A 17,818-nucleotide genomic window follows, 5' to 3' on the forward strand; every position below is an offset into this window, starting at 1 on the left:
GGCGGAGTCATCTCCCAGGGCGGAATGAAAGGAACGGCGCGGGTTTAGCCGAAGGTGCGGCGAAGGCAAGCGCGCAAAGGCCTCGGAACGCCGAAAGCGTCTTGGCCGTTGGACCCGGGACGAATTGGGGAGACTGGCCGATGAGGATCTTGGCGCCGATTGCAGCCGCCGTGCTGTTGACCGCCTGTGGAGATCGGGCCGCCCAGCCCGAACAGCCCGCGCCGCCCACCGGCCGGGTCGGCGAGGCGGAGGGGCCGGCGCCGAGCGCGCCGGCGCAGATCGACTCCAGCGCAACGGTGGCCGTGCCCGAGCAGATGCTGGGCCGTTGGGCGCCCAGCGCCGACCTGTGCGAAGGCGGCCCTTACGTGTTCGAAACCCAGAGCCTGTCGGCGCCCGGCGGCGTGCTCTGCCGGTTCGACCGGGTGACCGCCCAGGGGGCGGGGATCGACATCCTGGCCCGCTGCGCCGAGGAGCGGCCCGATCAGACCTCCTTGATCCGGCTGTCGCTGCCGGACGCGCGCACCATGAGCGTCGCCGGCGGCCCTTGGGGCGAGGCCGTGACCCTGATGCGCTGCGAAGGCTAGGCGGATGTTCGATCATGTCGGCTTCATCGTCAGCGACGTGGCTGCGGCCCGGCGGCTGTACGAGGCCGCGCTCGCGCCCCTGGGCCTGAAAGTCATCGAGGATCAGGACGACGCCTTCATCCTCGCCGGCGCCGAGAACCCGATCCCTTTCGTGTATGTTGGCGGAGGTCGGCCGACCTATTGGCGGGAAGGCGCGCGCGCCGGCGCCAGCCCTGCCCATTTCGCCTTCTCGGCGCCGGACAGGGCCGCGGTCGACGCCTTTCACGCCGCGGGTCTGGCGGCGGGCGGCCGGGACAACGGCGCTCCAGGCCCGCGGGGGGGCGGCTATTACGCCGCCTTCCTGCTCGACGGCGACGACAACAACCTGGAGGCCGGCGTTCGTGAAGCCTGAGACCTTCGCCACACTTTCGCTTGCGCTCGCCTTGGCCGCCTGTGGCGGGGAGGTGGAGGCGCCTCCGCCGCCGCCCGCGGCCCTGGAAACCGCTGCGCCGGCCGCCGAAGCCCCCCGCGCCACCTATGTCGGCCGATGGGCGGCCACGCCGGAGCTGTGCGACGACGGAGCCTGGGTGTTCGAGGAGACGGCGCTGAACACCGCCGGCGAGACGAGCTGCCGGTTCGAAGCCGCCACCTCCACGCCCACCGGCTATCTGATCGCCGCGCTCTGCACCGCGGAAGGGCCCGAACGCAGCCACGAGATCGTCCTGACCCTGACCGACCCGGCGCCGCCTCAGGCTATGACCGCGTCTGGCGGGCCTTGGAGCGGGGCGGTGACGCTGCGGCGCTGCGACGGCTGAACCCCGCCCGGCTTGACCCGCGCGGGCGAACAGGCGACGGAGCGGCATGGGCCGCATCCTGCGTTTCCTGACCGAGATGGACGCCAAGGCGTGGCGCGCCCTGGCGGTCTCCTTCGTGCTGTTCGGCGGGGTCGGGGTGGTCTTCCTGTTCGGCGCCCACGTGCTGGGCTTCGATGGGGAGGGGACGGTGGAACGGTGGCTGGGCCTGGCCGCCGATGGACCGTGGGCGCTGCCGGCGGCCGTGGCGGCCTTCGCGCTCCTGGCCTTCCTGGGCGTGCCGCAGTTCGTGCTGATCGCCGCCGCGGTGGTGGCTTTCGGCGCCTGGACGGGGTTCGCCTATAGCTGGATCGGCACCATGGTCTCGGCCATGGTAGGCTTCTACTTCGGCCGCGTGGCCGGCGCGCGCGCGCTGAAGTCCCTGTCGGGCGAGAGCGTGCGCAGCTTCATGGACCTGGTGGGCCGCAACGGCTTCCTCGCCAGCCTGATCGTGCGGCTGGTGCCCTCGGCGCCCTTCATCGTCGTCAACATGGCGGCCGGCGTGACGCCGATGCGCGCCGTGCATTTCGTGGCCGGCACGGGCCTCGGCATCATCCCGAAGATCGCGCTCACCGCCTTCGCCGGCAATTCCATCGTCAAGGCCATGCGCGGCGAGGGCGGGGGGCATGTGGCCTGGCTGCTGGGCGTGGTCGCGCTGTGGATCGTCGTCGGCTGGTACGCGCGCAAGTGGTTGAAGGCGCGCGAAGCCGCCGCCGCAGGTGAAAAGTAGCAGAATGCCGGTGTGGGAATTTTATTGCGCCGACGAGGTTTTCGCGCCCGCGGCGCGCAAGACTCTTGCGGCGAACTGCGGGTTTAGGTAGAGGAAGCGCCATGCGTATCGCCCGCGCCAACCTGCTTCTTCTTGACCTGGGGCTTAGCCGCCCCTGGGCGACCTTTTAGGCTGCGCGAGCTTCGCGGCCGGGCGTCCAGGGGATTTTCGACCCGCCGCCCGACCTGACAGACGACCCGCGAAGAGAGCTCGCATCCCATGACCCAAGTATCCCAGGACACCGCCGCCGAGGCGCGCGAACGCGTCATCGTCTTCGACACCACCATGCGCGACGGCGAGCAGTCGCCCGGCGCCTCCATGTCGCTGGAAGAGAAGCTGGAGCTCGCCAAGATTCTGGAGGAGATGCGGGTCGACGTGATCGAGGCCGGCTTCCCCATCGCCTCCAACGGCGACTTCGAGGCGGTTCGCGCGATTTCCGAGATCGTCACCGAGAGCACCGTCTGCGGACTGGCCCGCGCCGGCATGGTGGACATCGAGCGCTGCGCCGAGGCGATCCGCCCCGCCAAGCGCGGTCGTATCCACACCTTCCTGTCCACCAGCCCCTCGCACCGCGACCACATCCTGAAGGCCAGCCAGGACGACATCCTGGAGATGATCACCAAGTCGGTGAGCTACGCCCGCAATCTGTGCGAGGACGTGGAATGGTCGGCCCAGGACGCCACCCGTACCGAGCAGGACTTCCTGCGCCGCTGCGTCGAGGCGGCGATCAAGGCCGGCGCTCGAACGATCAACATCCCCGATACGGTGGGCTACACCTATCCCAGCGAATACGCCGACATCTTCCGCGACCTGATCGCGAACGTGCCGGGCGCGGACACGGTGATCTTCTCCACCCACTGCCACAACGACCTGGGCCTGGCGGTCGCCAACAGCCTGGCCGGGGTGCAGGGCGGGGCGCGGCAGGTCGAGGTGGCGGTCAACGGCATCGGCGAGCGCGCCGGCAACGCCGCGCTGGAAGAGATCGTCATGGCGCTGAAGGTGCGCGGCGACCGGCTGCCCTACTATACGGGGATCGAGACCCAGCACATCACCCGGGCCAGCCGCTACGTCTCGGCCATCACCGGCTTTCCGGTGCAGTTCAACAAGGCCATCGTCGGCAAGAACGCCTTCGCCCACGAGAGCGGCATCCACCAGGATGGGATGCTGAAGGACCGCGGCACCTACGAGATCATGACGCCCGAGGCGGTGGGGCAGGGTTCCTCCAACCTGGTGATGGGCAAGCACTCCGGCCGCCACGCCTTCCGCGAGAAGCTGAAGGCTCTGGGCTACGAGCTGGGCCAGAACGCCCTGAACGACGCCTTCCAGCGGTTCAAGGACCTGGCCGACAAGAAGAAGCACGTCTTCGACGACGACCTGATCGCCCTGGTCGACGACGCTCTGGCGTCAGGCGCCGACCGCATCCAGGTGAAGAGCCTGCGTGTCGTCGCCGGCACCGAAGGCCCGCAGCAGGCCGAGCTGACCGTCGCCGTCGACGGCGAGGAGCGCTCGGCCTCGGCCACCGGCGACGGTCCGGTGGATGCGGTGTTCAACGCCATCCACGAAGCGGTGCCGCACACGGCGATCCTGCGCCTGTTCCAGGTGCATGCGGTCACCGAGGGCACCGACGCCCAGGCCCAGGTCTCGGTGCGCCTGGAGGAAGACGGCCGGATCGCGACCGGCCAGGCGGCGGACACCGACACGCTCACCGCCTCGGCCAAGGCCTATGTGAACGCCCTGAACAACCTCTTCGCCCGCAAGGAGAAGAGCGCGCCCGACGCTCGCGTCGCCAGCGGGTTCTGAACCGCCGCATGTCATCCCGGCTTCCGCGCAGCGGAAGACCGGGACCCATGAACACGAATGACTGGAGGCTCGCGCCTGCGCGTGGGTCCCGGCTCGGCCTGCGCGGCTTCGCCGCTCCGTCGGCCGGCATGACGGATTTTGCGGAATGCTCTGGATCTTCCTGACGGCGGCCGCCGCGCCGCTGCAGGTCGCGCGCAACGCCCTGCAGCGCGGCCTGGTGGGCGACGCCGGCCCCTGGGGCGCGACGCTGGTCCGCTTCCTGTTCGGCCTGCCGTTCGCCGTCGCCATCTTCGTGGTCGTGGCCGCCCTCACGCCGGGCGCACAGCCGCAGTTCGCCGGCCGGTTCTGGCTGGCCGTCTGCGTCGGCGCCTTCGGCCAGGTGGTGCAGACGGCGCTCCTGCTCCTGGCCATGCGGCGCTCCGGCTTCGCCGTGGCGACCTTCATGCAGCAGAGCAATCTGCCGCTTGCAGGTCTGATCGGCCTCTGGGCGTTCGGCGACGCCCTCAGCCCCGGCGGCTGGATCGGGCTGGCGGTGACCACCGCCGGTCTCGCCGTGCTCTCCTGGCCCGCCCAGGCGATGGGCAAGGGTGCGCTGGCCGGTTCGGTGCTGGGGATCGCCTCGGGCGCGGCCATGGCGGTGGTGCTGAACGCCTATCGCCAGGCGGGGCTAACGCTGGAGCCGGCCCATCCGATCTACGCCGCCGCGGCCTCGGTCTGCATCGCCCAGGCCCTACAGTCGGCCGGCCTGATCGCGATCCTCGCCGCGACCCGCCCGGCGGCGCTTCGCGCGGTGGCCGCAGCCTGGCGCGAGTCCCTCGGGGCGGGCTTTTGCGGCGCGGCCGCCTCGGCCTGCTGGTTCAGCGCGCTTGCGCTGGCCCCCGCCGGGCAGGTGCGCGCGGTGGGCGTGGTGGAGCTGCCTGTAGCCGCTGCGGCCGGGCGGCGGCTGTTCGGCGAGCGGCTAACCCTGCGCCAGGCGGTCGGCGGCCTCGCCACCGCCCTAGGGGTGGTGATGACGGCCTTGGGCTGAGTATCTTTGCGGCCTGGAACCTGCCGGAGCCTCGCCATGATCGACCGCCGCACCCTTGTCGCCGCCGGGCTCGCCGCCATTCCGGGCGCGGCCTGCGCGCAAGGCGCCGCCCGCTGGGAGCCGCGGGCGGACATTCCCTGGCCCGTTCAGGAGGTCTACGGGACCGAATGGAACGGCCGGGCGGTGATCGCCGGGGGCATGGCGCCGAGGGCCGGCGGGCTGGGCGGCGGCATCAACCCGCAGGACCGGACGGGCCTTTACGACCCCGCGGCCGACGCCTGGACGGAGGGGCCGAGGCTGCCGTTCCCACGCCACCACCCGGTGCTGGCGACGGCGGCGGGCCGGCCCTACGCTTTCGGCGGCTTCCAGGTGACGGACGCCGGCGGCTGGGTGGCGATCAAGGACGCCCTGGTGCTGGACGGCGACGCCTGGCGCGCGGTCGCGCCGATGCCGGCCTTCCAGTGCGAAACCGTCGCCTTCGCCATCGGCGACCGTATCCACCTCGTCAGCGGCCGCGCGCCGAGGGGCGAGGCGAACCGCAACTGGCAGGATCAGGGAGACATCGCTCTCCACCAGGTCTACGACGCCCAGGCCGACGTCTGGTCGACGGCAAGGCCCAGCCCGCTCGCCCGCAACAGCGCCACGGGGGCGGTGATCGACGGCAAGCTCTATCTGGCGGGCGGCCGCCGGGTCGGGGAGGGCAACTCCGGCCAGCTCGACCGCTACGATCCCGCGACGGATCGCTGGGAGACCCTCGCGCCCATGCCGGTCGGGGCCGGCGGTCTGGCCGGGGCGGCGGCGGGCGGGCGGTTCTATGTGTTCGGCGGCGAGACCTCCAACAGCGTCATTCCGCACTGCTGGTCCTACGATCCCGCACGCGACGCCTGGCGCGAGGAGCTGGCCATGCGCACGCCGCGGCACGGCCTGGCGGGGGTCGCCATCGGCGACCGGATCTACGCCATCGGCGGGGGCGTGCGCGCCTCGGGCGGGCAGGTGAGCGCAGTGGTCGAGGCGCTGGTTCCGGCCTGACGCCTCAGCGCCGGCGCCGCCTGGAGCGCGATGCGGTCAGGCGGAATCTTCTGACCGTTGAATCGTGCTCCAAATTCAAGACCTTGAGCGCGTTCTGATCGCAAAACCGGGGTCCACTTTTGCGGAACGCGCTCTAGCGAGGGCGAAGGGCGCGAGCGCCGCAGCCACGCCCACGACATTGGCCGCCATGTCCTTCCACTCGAAATTGCCGGCGACCAGGCGGAAGACCTGGGCCGTTTCGAAGCCGACGCCGGCCAAGAGGTAGGCGCCGCCGATCAGCCAGGGATTCACCCGCGGCAGGGAGGCCAGGCTGAGCAGGGTCAGCAGATAGCCGTACATAACATGCTCGACCACGTCGGGCGGCGGGACGGAGCGGTTCACGTCATGCTGCGGATCGAGCGCGCCCGAGGCGCAGACGACGAGGACGACGAGCAGGGCCAGGCGCGCGGCCCAGATCAGCGCGGTTTGCATTGGGGTTTGGTAGGCGATCGCGTCAGCGAGGGAAATCCGCCTGCTGCTCGGAGAAGAATTCGTCGGGGCCTTCCACCTCGATCAACCTGCCCTTTCGGATCTCCAGGAATCGGTTCGCCGCCGTGCGGGTGAAGTATCGGTCGTGGGAGACGAAGATGCAGGCGACGTCCGCCGTCTCGAGCTGGGCCTCGAGGTCCTCCTGGCCTTCGATGTCCAGGTGGTTGGTGGGCTCGTCCAGCAGGTAGAGGTTCGGCCGGGCCAGTTTCATGCGCAGGAAGACGAGGCGCGCACGCTCACCATGGGAGAGGTCGCCGATCGGCCCCTTGATCCGCACGTAGGGAAAGCCCGCCTTGGCGAGCAGGGCGTTGGCGTCCCGTGTGGTGGCGCCTTCCGCGGCGGCCACATAATCGATCAGGCTCGCCTTCAGCGGCAGGTCGGCCATGCGCTGATCGAAATAGGCGAGCCGGGCTTGGGGGTTGAACCGGATGGGCGCCTGGCCGTCATAGTGCTCCTGGTCCGGATCCCAGGCTCGCGCCAGGGCCGACAGCAGCATGGACTTGCCGGCGCCGTTCGCGCCCAGGACGGCGATCCGGTCGCCGGCGGAGACAGCCAGGCGATCGATGGCGAACAGCGGTCGTCCGTCCGGGGCGGCCACGCGGTAGTCGCGGATCCGCAGCACGGCCTTGGCCTCGATCTCGCCTTCGTGCAGCTCCAGCCGGCGTTCGCGCGCCTTGTAGGCCTCGCTGCGGTCGGCCTCGATCCGCTCGATGCGTTTCTCCGTCGCCTTGGCGCGCTTGTGGAACTTGTCGTTCTTGACGCCCCAGACGCGATAGCGGGCGGCCACCTTCTGCAGGCGCTCGATCTCCTTGGCCTCCAGGCGGGCGCGCACCGCCTCGGCGGCGTCGCGCTGCAGCAGGGCCTCGCGGGCCTCAACGAAGGGGGCCTTGAAGGCGTGCGCGCCGTCGCTGCGCAGGAAGATGGTCCGGGTCGTGGTCCGCTGCAGGAATTCCCGGTCGTGGCTGACGATCAGCATCGGCAGGCGTGCGCTCTCGGTCAGCCAGGTCTCCAGCAGCGCGATATTGCCCAGGTCGAGGTGGTTGGTGGGCTCGTCCAGGATCAGCAGGTCGGGCTCGGCCAGGCGGATCTGGGCGGCGATCAGCATCAGCCGCCGCCATCCGCCGCTCAAGGCGCCGAAGGCGCGCTGGGCGGCCTCGTAGGGGACGCCCGTCTCGTCGAGCAGGACGTCGACTTTCCAATCTTCCGAACCGTCCTGCGAGGGGAGTGCGCGTTCCAGCACATCGCGGATCGGGAGCCCGTCGAGTTCGGCCGGCGCCTCCTGCGGCACATAGCCCACCTTCAGCCCGCGCGAGCGGACCACCTGGCCTCCGTTCAGCTCCAGCTCGCCCGTCAGGCACTTGAGGAGGGTGGACTTTCCGGCCCCGTTTTCGCCCACCAGAGCGGTGCGGGCGTCGTCCAGCTGGAAGGAGACGCCTTCGAAGATGCGGGTTACGCCGTGGAAGAAGCTGGCGTTTTCCACGCCGAGCACGGCTTGGCGAAGCGACATGGAAAGGTCTCGGAGGCGACGGGCCTGGGTGGCCACTGTATGGCGTCGGCTTCAGCGCGGCTGTAGCAGCCGGGCGACACCGGGCCGGGAGAACCCTGTGCGGCCGGAAATCACACGCCTGTCATTTGGCCTTGAAATCGGCCAAGGGTCAGGGCACTCAGAGCCCAGTCTCCAAGCGGGTTGGGGAGCGGCGAGGCGCATGGCCACGGGGCGGCGCGCAGGCGTCCTTCAATCTCCGCGATCGACCTTCCGCCCCCATACCCCCGTCAGGGCCCTGCATGATCTCTTCCCTCTTCGGCGCCATCTCCAACGATATCGCCATCGACCTCGGCACCGCCAACACCCTCATCTACATGAAGGGCAAGGGGATCGTGCTGAACGAGCCCTCGGTCGTCGCTCTGCGCAATGTGGGCGGGCGCAAGGTCGTCCACGCCGTCGGCATCGAGGCCAAGCAGATGCTGGGCCGCACGCCCGGCCACATGGAAGCCATCCGCCCCATGCGCGACGGGGTCATCGCCGACTTCGAAGTCGCCGAGGAGATGATCAAGTACTTCATCCGCAAGGTTCACAACCGCAAGGGCTTCGTGAACCCCAAGGTCATCGTGTGCGTGCCGTCGGGCGCCACCGCGGTGGAACGCCGCGCCATCAACGATTCCTGCCTGAACGCCGGCGGCCGTCGCGTCGGCCTGATCGACGAGCCCATGGCTGCCGCCATAGGGGCTGGCCTGCCGATCCACGAGCCCACCGGCTCCATGGTGGTGGACATCGGCGGCGGCACCACCGAGGTCGCCGTGCTCTCGCTGTCGGGCATCGTCTATTCCCGCTCGGTCCGCGTCGGCGGCGACAAGATGGACGAGGCGATCATCAGCTATATGCGCCGCAACCATAACCTCCTGATCGGTGAGACCACCGCGGAGCGCATCAAGAAGGAGATCGGCACCGCCCGGGCGCCGGCCGACGGCGAGGGCCTCTCCATCGAGGTCAAGGGCCGCGACCTGATGCAGGGCGTGCCGCGCGAGGTGCGGATCAGCGAGAAGCAGGCCTCCGACGCCCTTTCCGAGCCCGTGGGCCAGATCGTCGACGCCGTGAAGATGGCGCTGGAGGCCACCCCGCCGGAACTGGCCAGCGACATCGCCGACAAGGGCATCATGCTGACCGGCGGCGGCGCCCTGCTGCGCGGCCTGGACGCCGAGATCCGCGACCACACCGGCCTGCCGGTGACGGTGGCCGACGATCCGCTGTCCTGCGTGGCGCTGGGGTGCGGCAAGGTGCTCGAACATCCGAAGTGGATGAAGGGCGTGCTCGAATCCACCTTGGCCTAAGCTAAGGTTCGAGTCGGGGCGGGGGCGGTATCCTGCGCCCTGACGTGCGGCGAGCGGGGTTGCAGTGCCCTTACGCGAAAGCCCGTTGGGTGAATTGAAGGTCCCGCTGGCCTGGACGGCGGCGGTCGCGCTGGCTGTCGCCTTGCTGGCGGCGGTGATCCTGCTTCTCTCCGATCGGCGCGAGACCTTCCAGGAAGAGGCTTACGGCGTCAGCCGCCAGGTGGGCGACGCCGTGGTGGCGCCGGTGGGCGAGGTGCTGTCGACGCCGCTCGGCTGGATCCGCGGCGGCGTGGATCATGTGCGGGGCTATTTCTTCGCGGTTTCCGAGAACCGGCGGCTGAAGGCGGAACTCGCCGAGGCGCGGCGCTGGCGCGACGTGGCGCTCGCCCAGGCCGACGTCAACGAACGCTACAAGGCGCTGCTGGGCCTGAAGACCGATCCGCCGGTGCCGATGGTGGCGGCGCGGACCATCACCGACGCGCGCGGCCCCTTCGCCAACAGCCGCCTGGCCAACGCCGGCAAGGAGCGGGGCGTGCGGATCGGCAACCCGGTGATGAGCGAGACCGGCCTTGTCGGGCGGGTGGTGGGGGTGACCAACGGCGCCAGCCGCGTTCTCCTGCTCACCGACATCGCGGCCCGCACGCCGGTGATGATCGACCGCACCAACGCCCGCGCCATCCTGACCGGCGACGGCGGCCCCAACCCGAAGCTCGAGTATCTGCGCGGGCGCGATCCGGTGCGGGAAGGCGACCGGGTGGTGACCTCCGGCGACGGCGGCATCTTCCCTCGCGGCCTGCCGGTGGGCGTGGCGGTCAAGGGGTTGGACGGGCGCTGGCGGGTGGCGCTGGCCTCCGACCGCGCGCCCATCGACTACGTGCAGATCCTGCTGTTCCAGGATTTCTCCCAGCTCGTCGATCGAGAGGAGTTGAACCGCACCCAGCCTCCGTCGATGGCCGGCTATTCGCCGCCGGTCGGCATCGCGCCGACGCCGCAGGCGCCCTCTGCGGCGCCGCGGCCGCAAACGCCTTCGCCGGCGCCCGCCACGCCGGCCCCTGCGCCCCAGGCGCAGGAGGCGCAGCCTCAGCCGGCGGAGCCGAATCCGTGAGCATCGCCGCGCGCCCCCTGAACCCCCTGCGCTGGATCGGCCTGCCGCTCGTGCAGGCGATGGCCGCGACCGTGCTTTTCGCCGCGCCCATCAAGCTGTGGGGCCTGCAGCCACCGGAGCCGGTCTTCGCCCTGGTCCCGACCTTCGCCTGGCCCGTGATCCGCCCCTCCATCGCCGCCCCCTTCGCGGTGCTCCTCATGGGGCTGCTCCTGGACATCTTCTGGGGCGGGCCGCTCGGCCTCTGGGCGCTGTCGCTGCTCATCGCCTATGGGGTGGCTCTGGCCGGCCGGAACATGATGGCCGGGCAGAGCACGCCTGTGATGTGGGCCTGGTATGTGGCGATCTGCGCCATCGCCTTCGCCGCCGCCTATCTGTTCTCAATGCTGGACTCGGGCGGGCAGGCCAGCTTCGTGGCGGTGGGGTGGCAATTCCTCGCCACAATCGTCCTTTACCCGTTCGCGCATTGGCTGATCGAACGGTTCGAGGACGCCGACGTTCGGTTCCGCTAGGATCTCGGGGGCATGAGCGAGCCGTCAATCTTCTTCTCGGAAGTGAACGAACGGCAGGGGGTCTTCCATCGCCGGACGTTCCTGCTGGGTGCGTTCGCGGGGCTGGGCCTGACGGCGCTGGGCGGGCGTTTGGCGCATCTGCAACTGGTCGAGACGCAGCGCTACGAGAAGCTTTCGGCCTCCAACCAGTTCAACTTCCGCCTCGTGCCCCCGCCGCGGGGGCTGATCCTCGACCGCAACGGCGCGATTCTCGCTTCCAATCGGCCCAACTTCCGGCTGCTGGTGTCGCGCGACACCGGCATGGACCCCAAGGCGACGCTGAAGACGCTGGCCAATTTCGTGCCGCTGGACGACCGCCGTCAGGAGCGCCTGGCCCAGGAGATCGCCCGCGCGCCCCGCCGCTCGCCTGTCTCCGTAATGGAAGACATGAGCTGGGAGGAGTTCTCGGCCATCAACGTCCGCATGCCCGAACTCGACGGGGTGAGCGCGGACATGGGCGAAGTTCGGGTCTATCCGCACGGCGGGGCCTTCGCCCACGTGATCGGTTACGTCGCCAAGGTGAACAAGGAAGACGTCGCGACTACGGGTCCGAACTCCCACCCCATCATGATGCATCCGGGCTTCCGGATCGGCCGCCAGGGCGTGGAGAAGGCCTTCGACCTGGAACTGCGCGGCAAGCCCGGCGCGCGCAAGGTCGAGGTCGACGCGAACGGACGTGAAGTGCGTCAGCACGAGCAAGGCGACATCCCCGCCATTCCCGGCAAGGAGATCCAGCTCACCCTCGACGTCGACGTTCAGAACCGTGCGCTCGAGGTGTTCGGCGACGAGAGCGGCGGCGCGGTGATGGTGGACTGTCGAACCGGCGACCTGCTCTGCCTGGCCTCCGCGCCCAGCTTTGACGCCAACCGTTTCGTGCGCGGCATGACGGGGGCGGAGTATCGAGCCCTGGCCAACTACGAACGGCGGCCTCTGCTGGACAAGGCCCTGACCGGCCTCTACCCGCCGGGTTCGACCTTCAAGTGCATGACCGCCCTGGCGGCCCTCGACGCAGGGGTCGATCCCGAGGTGCGGATCAGCTGTGGCGGCGGGTGGCAATTCGGCGGGCGATACTTCCGGTGCCACAAGCGCGGCGGCCACGGCCCGCAGAACATGCGCGACGCGCTGAAGAACTCCTGCGACGTCTATTTCTACCAGGTGGCGCTGCGCATCGGCCCCGACCAGATCGCCAAGACCGCCAAGGCGTTCGGCTTCGGCCAGACCTTCGACATCGGCATTTCCGGCCAGAAGGCCGGCACCGTGCCGTCCACCGAGTGGAAACGGGCCTACTTCAAGTCCAATCCCGCGAACCAGAAGTGGTTTCCGGGCGAGTCCCTGAGCTACGGCATCGGCCAGGGCGCCCTGCAGGCCAACGCCCTGCAGCTGGCGGTGATGACCGCGCGGCTGGCCAACGGCCAGAAGGCGCTCAACCCGCGCCTGATCCGCTCCATCGGCGGGGTGGAGCTGCCCTCCGGCGCGGACGTTCCGGACCTTCCTTTCCGGGCCGACCATCTGAAGTACGTGTTCGACGGCATGGCCGCGGTGACGGAGGCGGGCGGGACCGGCTTCCGCGCCAGCCAGCTCGGCCTGGGCGACATACTGATGGCCGGCAAGACCGGCACCGCCCAGGTGCGCGGCTACGACAACGCCGGCGGCCATCGGGGCAAGGGCGGGCCCTGGCGATATCGCGACCACGGGCTGTTCGTCTGCTTCGCGCCGATCGACAGCCCGCGCTATGCGCTCTCGGTCATCGTCCAGCACGGCATGGGCGGCTCCACGGCGGCGGCGCCCCGCGCCCGCGAGATCATGCGCGTGGCCTTGCTTAAGGATCCGGAACTCAGGGCGCGGATCGAGAAACCCCTGCCGATGCCGGATATGGGGCCGGAACTGGACAGCCCCGACTTGCCCGATCCGCCCATCGTGGCCGAGGCGCCTTCCGGCGGCGGGGAAACCACATGACCGTTTCGGCCCTGACCCGCCCGGGCGAGCGCGATCGCCCGATCGTCAAGCTCGGCGAGATCGACTGGGTTTTCGGCGTGTTCCTGTGCCTGATCGCGGGCGCCGGGGCTCTGATGATGTTCTCCATCGCCGGCTCGTCTTGGGAGCCGTGGGCCTGGAACCACCTGTCGCGCTTTGGTCTGTGCTTCCTGCTGATGATCGTGCTGGCCATGGTCGACCTGCGTGTCTGGTCGATGATGGCCTATCCGATCTACGGCTTCGGCATGCTGCTGCTGGTGGCGGTGGAGGTGGCCGGCGACACCCGCATGGGCGCTCAGCGCTGGCTGGAGATCGGGCCCTTCAGCTTCCAGCCCTCGGAGATCATGAAGATCGGGATCGTCCTGGCCCTGGCGCGGTTCTATCACGGCATCTCGGCCGACAATGCGCGGCTGAGTTGGTGGCTTCTGGTCCCGGCGGCCATGATCGGGGCGCCGGTGCTGCTGGTGGCCCACCAGCCGGACCTCGGCACCGCCATGCTGATCGCGCTTACCGGCGGGGCCATCATGGTGCTGGCCGGCCTTTCCTGGAAGGTCATCGGCGTGCTCGTCGGCGGCGCGGCCGCAGCCATCCCGCCCTTCGTGCTGTTCGTGATGCACGAGTACCAGCGCAAACGGGTGCTGACCTTCCTGGATCCGGAAAGCGACCCCTCGGGCTCCGGCTACCATATCATGCAGTCCAAGATCGCCCTGGGTTCGGGCGGCTTCTTCGGCAAGGGCTACGGCCTGGGCTCGCAGAGCCAGCTGAACTTCCTGCCCGAGAAGCAGACCGACTTCATCTTCGCGACCCTGGCCGAGGAGTTCGGCTTCCTGGGCTGCATCTCGGTGCTGGCGCTCTATGCGGCGGTGATCTTCATGGCCCTGCGCATCGCCTCGATCTCGCATTCCCATTTCGGGCGGCTGGCTGCGGCCGGCGTCACGGCGACCTTCGCCCTCTATGTGCTGATCAACGGGGCGATGGTGATGGGGCTGGCGCCCGTGGTGGGCGTGCCCATGCCGCTGCTCTCCTATGGCGGCACGGTGATGCTGACGGTGATGATCGGCTTCGGCCTGGTCCAGTCGGTGCGCGTGCACCGTTACACCGAGGTCACCGGCGGCAAGGGCGCGCTGATCTAAGGCCTCAGAGCCTCAAGGCTTCGTCCGTGGCCCGAACGAGGGCGTCGACGATGCCGGGTTCGGTGGAGGCGTGACCGGCGTCCCAGACGATGTCGAACTGGGCTTCGGGCCAGGCGCTCTTCAGCGCCCAGGCGCTGGCCAAGGGGGTGACCACGTCGAAGCGGCCCTGGACGATCCAGCCGGGAATGCGCCGGATCGCCTCGATGTTGTTCAGGATCCAGTTCTCTTCCGGGAAGAAGCCGCCGTTCATGAAGAAGTGGCATTCGATCCGCGCGAAGGCGACGGCGAAGTCGATCTCGTTGAACTTGGCGGGCCTTGCCTCCGGACCGCGGATGGAAATGGTGTCGCCTTCCCACTGGCTCCAGGCGGCTGCGGCCTCGGCCTGGACCTTGCGGTCGGCGCCCGTCAGGCGGCGGTGATAGGCGCCCATCATGTCGCCGCGCTCTTCCGGGGGGATCGGGGCGCAGAACCGCTCCCAGGCGTCGGGGAACAGCATGGCCGCCCCGCCCTGGTAGAACCACTTCAGCTCCGGCTCGGTCAGCAGGAAGACGCCGCGCAGGACCAGTGCCTCGACCCGATCCGGATGCTTGATGGCGTAGGCGAGCGCCAGGGTGGAGCCCCAGGAGCCGCCGAACACGGTCCATTTCTCCACGCCCAGGTGGACGCGCAGGCGTTCGATGTCCTCGATCAGGGTCCAGGTGGTGTTGTCTTCCAGGCTGGCGTTGGGCCGCGAGCGCCCGCAGCCGCGCTGGTCGAACAGCGCCATGCGCCACTTCGCCGGATCGAAGAACCGCCGCATGGTCGGGTTGATGGCGCCGCCGGGGCCGCCGTGCAGGATCACGCAGGGCTTGCCCGAAGGCGCGCCGCACTCCTCGTAATAGATTTCGTGAGGTCCCTCGGTGGACAGCCAGCCGTGGGCGAACGGCTCGTTCTCCGGGAACAGGCCGCGGCGGGCGGAGTAGGACGAAACGGGCGAGGGCGGGGCGGAGCGGTCCATCCCCCGCACTCTACTTCGGGAAGCGGCGGTCCATCCAGTCGAGGATGATGCGGTTCACCTCTTCGGGCTTCTCCTGCTGAGTCCAGTGGCCGCTTTCGGCGACCAGCGCCTTTTCGAGATCGGAGATCACCTCCTCCATGCCGTCGGCCATGGCAGGCGACAGCACCACGTCGCGCTCGGCCATGATCATGAGGCAGGGCAAGCCGTCGATCCGGGTCGGCAGGTTCGCCGACCGCTCCCAGTTGCGGCTGAAGTTCCGGTACCAGTTGATCCCGCCGGTGAAGCCCGTCTCCTCGAAGGTCTCCACGAAGGCGGCCAGCTCGTCGGGCGAAAGAAGCTGGTGGGAGGTGTCGGACTTGTCCCAGGCGGCCAGGGCCTCGCCGAAGGCGAAGGTGGAGCCGGTGGAGCTGGTCGGCGGCGCGGCCTCGGCGATCGCCGCGGGCTTGCGCATGAAGAAGCGCATGGTCTTGTCGACGTCGGCCGCCAGCGCCGAGTCGGCCTCGCCGGGCTTCTGGAACCAGACGATGTACATGTCCTCGCCGAACACCTTGCGCATGCCCTCGATGGGATCGAGCGGCGCGCGACGCATGAACGGCGTGTTGAGGCCGATGATCCCGGCGCAGCGGTCGGGGTGCATCAGCGGCATCTGCCAGACGACGATGCCGCCCCAGTCGTGGCCGCAGAACACCGCCTTCTCCACGCCGAGGTGGTCGAGCAAGCCCACGAGGTCGCCGGTCAGGTGCTCCATGTCGTAGTCCGTCACCGCCGCCGGGCGCGAGGTGAGGCCATAGCCCCGCTGGTCCGGCGCGATGGCCCAGCGACCCGCCGCCTCGCAGGCCGCAAGCTGGTGACGCCAGGAAAAGGCCAGTTCCGGAAAGCCGTGACAGAAGACGATGGGCGCGCCTTCGCCGCGCGGTCCGACCTCGTAATAGGCCATGTCGATCCCGTTCACGGCGGCGCGTTTGACAGGCGGCATCTGGCGGGCGAGAGCGGACATGGCGGCGGTCTCCTTCGAAGCTTCGGCGTGAAGATGGCGCCTTTCCTTTGGCGGAAGGCAAGCGGCCCCGGCGTTCGTGGAGTTGAAAGTCATGGCCCAGCCGCAGACCGCGCCGGAGCGCACCCCCTGGGGGCTGGTGATCCTGCTGGGCGCGCTGACCGCCTTCGCGCCCATGTCGATCGACATGTACCTGCCAAGCCTGCCGGCGATCGGCGTCGACCTTGCGGCGACCGGCGGCCAGACCCAGGCGACGGTGGCGGCGTTTCTGGCCGGGATGGCGGTGGGCCAGTTCCTTTACGGGCCGGCTTCGGACCGGTTCGGCCGGCGGCCGCCGATCCTGGTGGGGATCGCGATCTATGTGGCGGCGTCCGTCGCCTGCGCGCTGGCGACGTCGCCGGAAGGCCTGATCGGCGCTCGGTTCGTCCAGGCGCTCGGCGGCTGTGCGGGCGGGGTGGTGGCGCGCGCGGCGGTCCGGGACCGCTTCGACCATGTGGAAACCGCCCGGATGCTGTCGCTGCTGACCCTGATCATGGGCCTGGCGCCGATCCTGGCGCCGCTGCTGGGCGGGCTGCTGCTGGAGATCGGCGGCTGGCGGCTGAACTTCTGGGTGCTGGCCGCCTTCGGCCTCGCTTGCGGCGCGGCGACCTTCTTCCGGCTGCAGGAGTCACGCTCGGCCGAGACGGCGGCGCAGGCGGCGGCGGAGAATCCTCTGCAGGCCTATCGCGCGCTTCTGAGCCAGCCGCGCCTGGTCGGCTACGCCCTGGCCGGCGCGCTGAACGGGGCGACGCTCTTCACCTATATCTCGGCCTCGCCGGAGCTGCTGATCGGGACCTACGGCATTGCGCCGACCGCCTTCGGCTGGGTCTTCGGCCTCAATGCGGCGGGCGTGATCGGGGCGAGCCAGGTGAACCGCTGGCTGCTGCGTCGGCGGACGCCCGACGAGGTGCTGGGGCGGGCGAGCCTCGTGGCGGTGGCCGCGGCGATCGCACTGGCGGCCGCGGCGGTCACCGGGTGGGGCGAGCGCTGGACCGTCCTGCCGCTGCTGTTCGTGCTGCTGGCCAGCTACGGCTTCATGCAGGGCAACACCATGGCCGGCGCGCTCAGCGTCGATCCGAGACGGGCGGGCTCCACCTCGGCCCTGATGGGCGGGGCGTCGTTCGCGGTAGGCGCTCTGGCCTCGAGCCTCGCCGGCCTATTCCACGACGGCACGCCGCGACCGATGGCGCTGGTCATGCTGCTGGCGATCGCCGGCTCGGCGGTCGCCCTGCGGACGCTGGCGCTTCCGCGTTCCTAGGCTGTGCGATCCACGTCCTGCGCCGCCCAGGCCAGGACCGCCCAGCCGATCAGGAAGAGCGTGCCGCCGACAGGGGTGATGGCGCCCAACCAGCGGGGGGCGCCCAGGGCCATGGCGTAGAGGCTGCCGGAGAACACCGCAGTCCCCGAAAGGAAGAAGGCCGGGGCGAACCGGGCGCGGCGGGCGCCGATGTTCATGAAGGTGGCGCAGGCGAAGGTCGCCATGGTGTGCATGAAGCCGTAGGTGGCGCCGGTGCGCAGCCACTCCTTGGCCTTGGGATCTGCGATCCCATGAGCGGCGAAGGCGCCCACGGCGACGGCCAAGAAGCCCAGCGCCGCGGCCAAGGTCATCCAGGTGCGGCGGTTCCAGGCCAT

Annotated in this window: 18 protein-coding genes; 13 read left to right on the forward strand and 5 right to left on the reverse strand. The window is 69.8% G+C overall.

The window, feature by feature from the left end; genetic code table 11:
* The first annotated feature begins 140 nt into the window (after positions 1-140).
* The 7 genes from ACK41C_RS12470 (at position 141) to ACK41C_RS12500 (ending at position 6,039) form a co-directional block, all read left to right on the forward strand.
* Positions 141-584: a hypothetical protein gene (locus tag ACK41C_RS12470; protein WP_409654700.1), complete on the forward strand. Its 444-nt coding sequence runs from the start codon at positions 141-143 to the stop codon at positions 582-584.
* 4 nt (positions 585-588) lie between these two features.
* Complete coding sequence (locus ACK41C_RS12475) at positions 589-975, forward strand: VOC family protein (protein ID WP_409654703.1); 387 nt, start codon at positions 589-591, stop codon at positions 973-975.
* A complete protein-coding gene (locus ACK41C_RS12480) occupies positions 965-1,378 on the forward strand; it encodes a hypothetical protein (protein ID WP_409654705.1) in 414 nt (137 codons plus the stop codon). Before ACK41C_RS12475 ends, ACK41C_RS12480 begins: the two co-directional genes overlap by 11 nt.
* Positions 1,379-1,424: 46 nt before the next feature.
* Positions 1,425-2,144 carry a TVP38/TMEM64 family protein gene (locus ACK41C_RS12485; protein ID WP_409654708.1) on the forward strand — a complete coding sequence of 240 codons (720 nt, stop codon included), beginning with the start codon at positions 1,425-1,427 and terminating at the stop codon, positions 2,142-2,144.
* Between the two features lie 258 nt (positions 2,145-2,402).
* Positions 2,403-3,983, forward strand: coding sequence for a 2-isopropylmalate synthase (locus ACK41C_RS12490; RefSeq protein WP_409654711.1), 1,581 nt, complete (start codon positions 2,403-2,405; stop codon positions 3,981-3,983).
* Between the two features lie 145 nt (positions 3,984-4,128).
* A complete protein-coding gene (locus tag ACK41C_RS12495) occupies positions 4,129-5,010 on the forward strand; it encodes a DMT family transporter (protein WP_409654713.1) in 882 nt (293 codons plus the stop codon).
* A 36-nt stretch (positions 5,011-5,046) separates the two neighbouring features.
* Positions 5,047-6,039 carry a Kelch repeat-containing protein gene (locus tag ACK41C_RS12500; protein WP_409654716.1) on the forward strand — a complete coding sequence of 331 codons (993 nt, stop codon included), beginning with the start codon at positions 5,047-5,049 and terminating at the stop codon, positions 6,037-6,039.
* 75 nt (positions 6,040-6,114) lie between these two features.
* Here ACK41C_RS12500 and ACK41C_RS12505 read toward each other — a convergent pair whose 3' ends face one another.
* Entirely contained in the window at positions 6,115-6,510 is a 396-nt protein-coding gene (locus tag ACK41C_RS12505) for a hypothetical protein (protein ID WP_409654718.1), read from the reverse strand.
* A 22-nt stretch (positions 6,511-6,532) separates the two neighbouring features.
* Positions 6,533-8,074 (reverse strand): ABC-F family ATP-binding cassette domain-containing protein, encoded by a 1,542-nt coding sequence (locus ACK41C_RS12510; RefSeq protein WP_409654721.1) that lies wholly within the window; start codon positions 8,072-8,074, stop codon positions 6,533-6,535.
* A gap of 278 nt (positions 8,075-8,352) precedes the next feature.
* Here ACK41C_RS12510 and ACK41C_RS12515 point away from each other — a divergent pair, with 278 nt between their 5' ends.
* From ACK41C_RS12515 to rodA, 5 genes are all read left to right on the forward strand, one after another.
* Complete coding sequence (locus ACK41C_RS12515; RefSeq protein ID WP_012522835.1) at positions 8,353-9,396, forward strand: rod shape-determining protein; 1,044 nt, start codon at positions 8,353-8,355, stop codon at positions 9,394-9,396.
* 64 nt (positions 9,397-9,460) lie between these two features.
* Positions 9,461-10,501 (forward strand): rod shape-determining protein MreC, encoded by a 1,041-nt coding sequence (gene mreC, locus ACK41C_RS12520; protein WP_409654723.1) that lies wholly within the window; start codon positions 9,461-9,463, stop codon positions 10,499-10,501.
* Positions 10,502-10,560: 59 nt separating this feature from the next.
* The gene (locus ACK41C_RS12525; RefSeq protein WP_409656660.1) at positions 10,561-11,010 is read left to right on the forward strand and encodes a hypothetical protein; all 450 of its coding nucleotides are present in this window, start codon (positions 10,561-10,563) and stop codon (positions 11,008-11,010) included.
* A 12-nt stretch (positions 11,011-11,022) separates the two neighbouring features.
* Positions 11,023-13,005 carry a penicillin-binding protein 2 gene (gene mrdA / locus ACK41C_RS12530; protein ID WP_409654725.1) on the forward strand — a complete coding sequence of 661 codons (1,983 nt, stop codon included), beginning with the start codon at positions 11,023-11,025 and terminating at the stop codon, positions 13,003-13,005.
* Complete coding sequence (gene rodA / locus ACK41C_RS12535) at positions 13,002-14,156, forward strand: rod shape-determining protein RodA (protein WP_409654728.1); 1,155 nt, start codon at positions 13,002-13,004, stop codon at positions 14,154-14,156. Before mrdA ends, rodA begins: the two co-directional genes overlap by 4 nt.
* 4 nt (positions 14,157-14,160) lie before the next feature.
* Here rodA and pip read toward each other — a convergent pair whose 3' ends face one another.
* Both pip and ACK41C_RS12545 read right to left on the reverse strand, forming a co-directional pair.
* Positions 14,161-15,153, reverse strand: a complete 993-nt coding sequence (gene pip, locus ACK41C_RS12540; RefSeq protein ID WP_409654731.1) for a prolyl aminopeptidase — start codon at positions 15,151-15,153, stop codon at positions 14,161-14,163.
* A gap of 10 nt (positions 15,154-15,163) precedes the next feature.
* Positions 15,164-16,150, reverse strand: coding sequence for an alpha/beta fold hydrolase (locus ACK41C_RS12545; protein WP_409654734.1), 987 nt, complete (start codon positions 16,148-16,150; stop codon positions 15,164-15,166).
* 91 nt (positions 16,151-16,241) lie between these two features.
* On the opposite strand from ACK41C_RS12545, the gene ACK41C_RS12550 reads away from it, so the two are divergent.
* Positions 16,242-17,444, forward strand: coding sequence for a multidrug effflux MFS transporter (locus ACK41C_RS12550; RefSeq protein ID WP_409654737.1), 1,203 nt, complete (start codon positions 16,242-16,244; stop codon positions 17,442-17,444).
* On the opposite strand, the gene ACK41C_RS12555 is transcribed toward ACK41C_RS12550, so the two are convergent.
* Entirely contained in the window at positions 17,441-17,818 is a 378-nt protein-coding gene (locus ACK41C_RS12555) for a DUF423 domain-containing protein (RefSeq protein WP_409654739.1), read from the reverse strand. The genes ACK41C_RS12550 and ACK41C_RS12555 overlap by 4 nt on opposite strands.

It is taken from the genome of Phenylobacterium sp. (genome assembly GCF_046290725.1).
GTDB lineage: Bacteria > Pseudomonadota > Alphaproteobacteria > Caulobacterales > Caulobacteraceae > Phenylobacterium.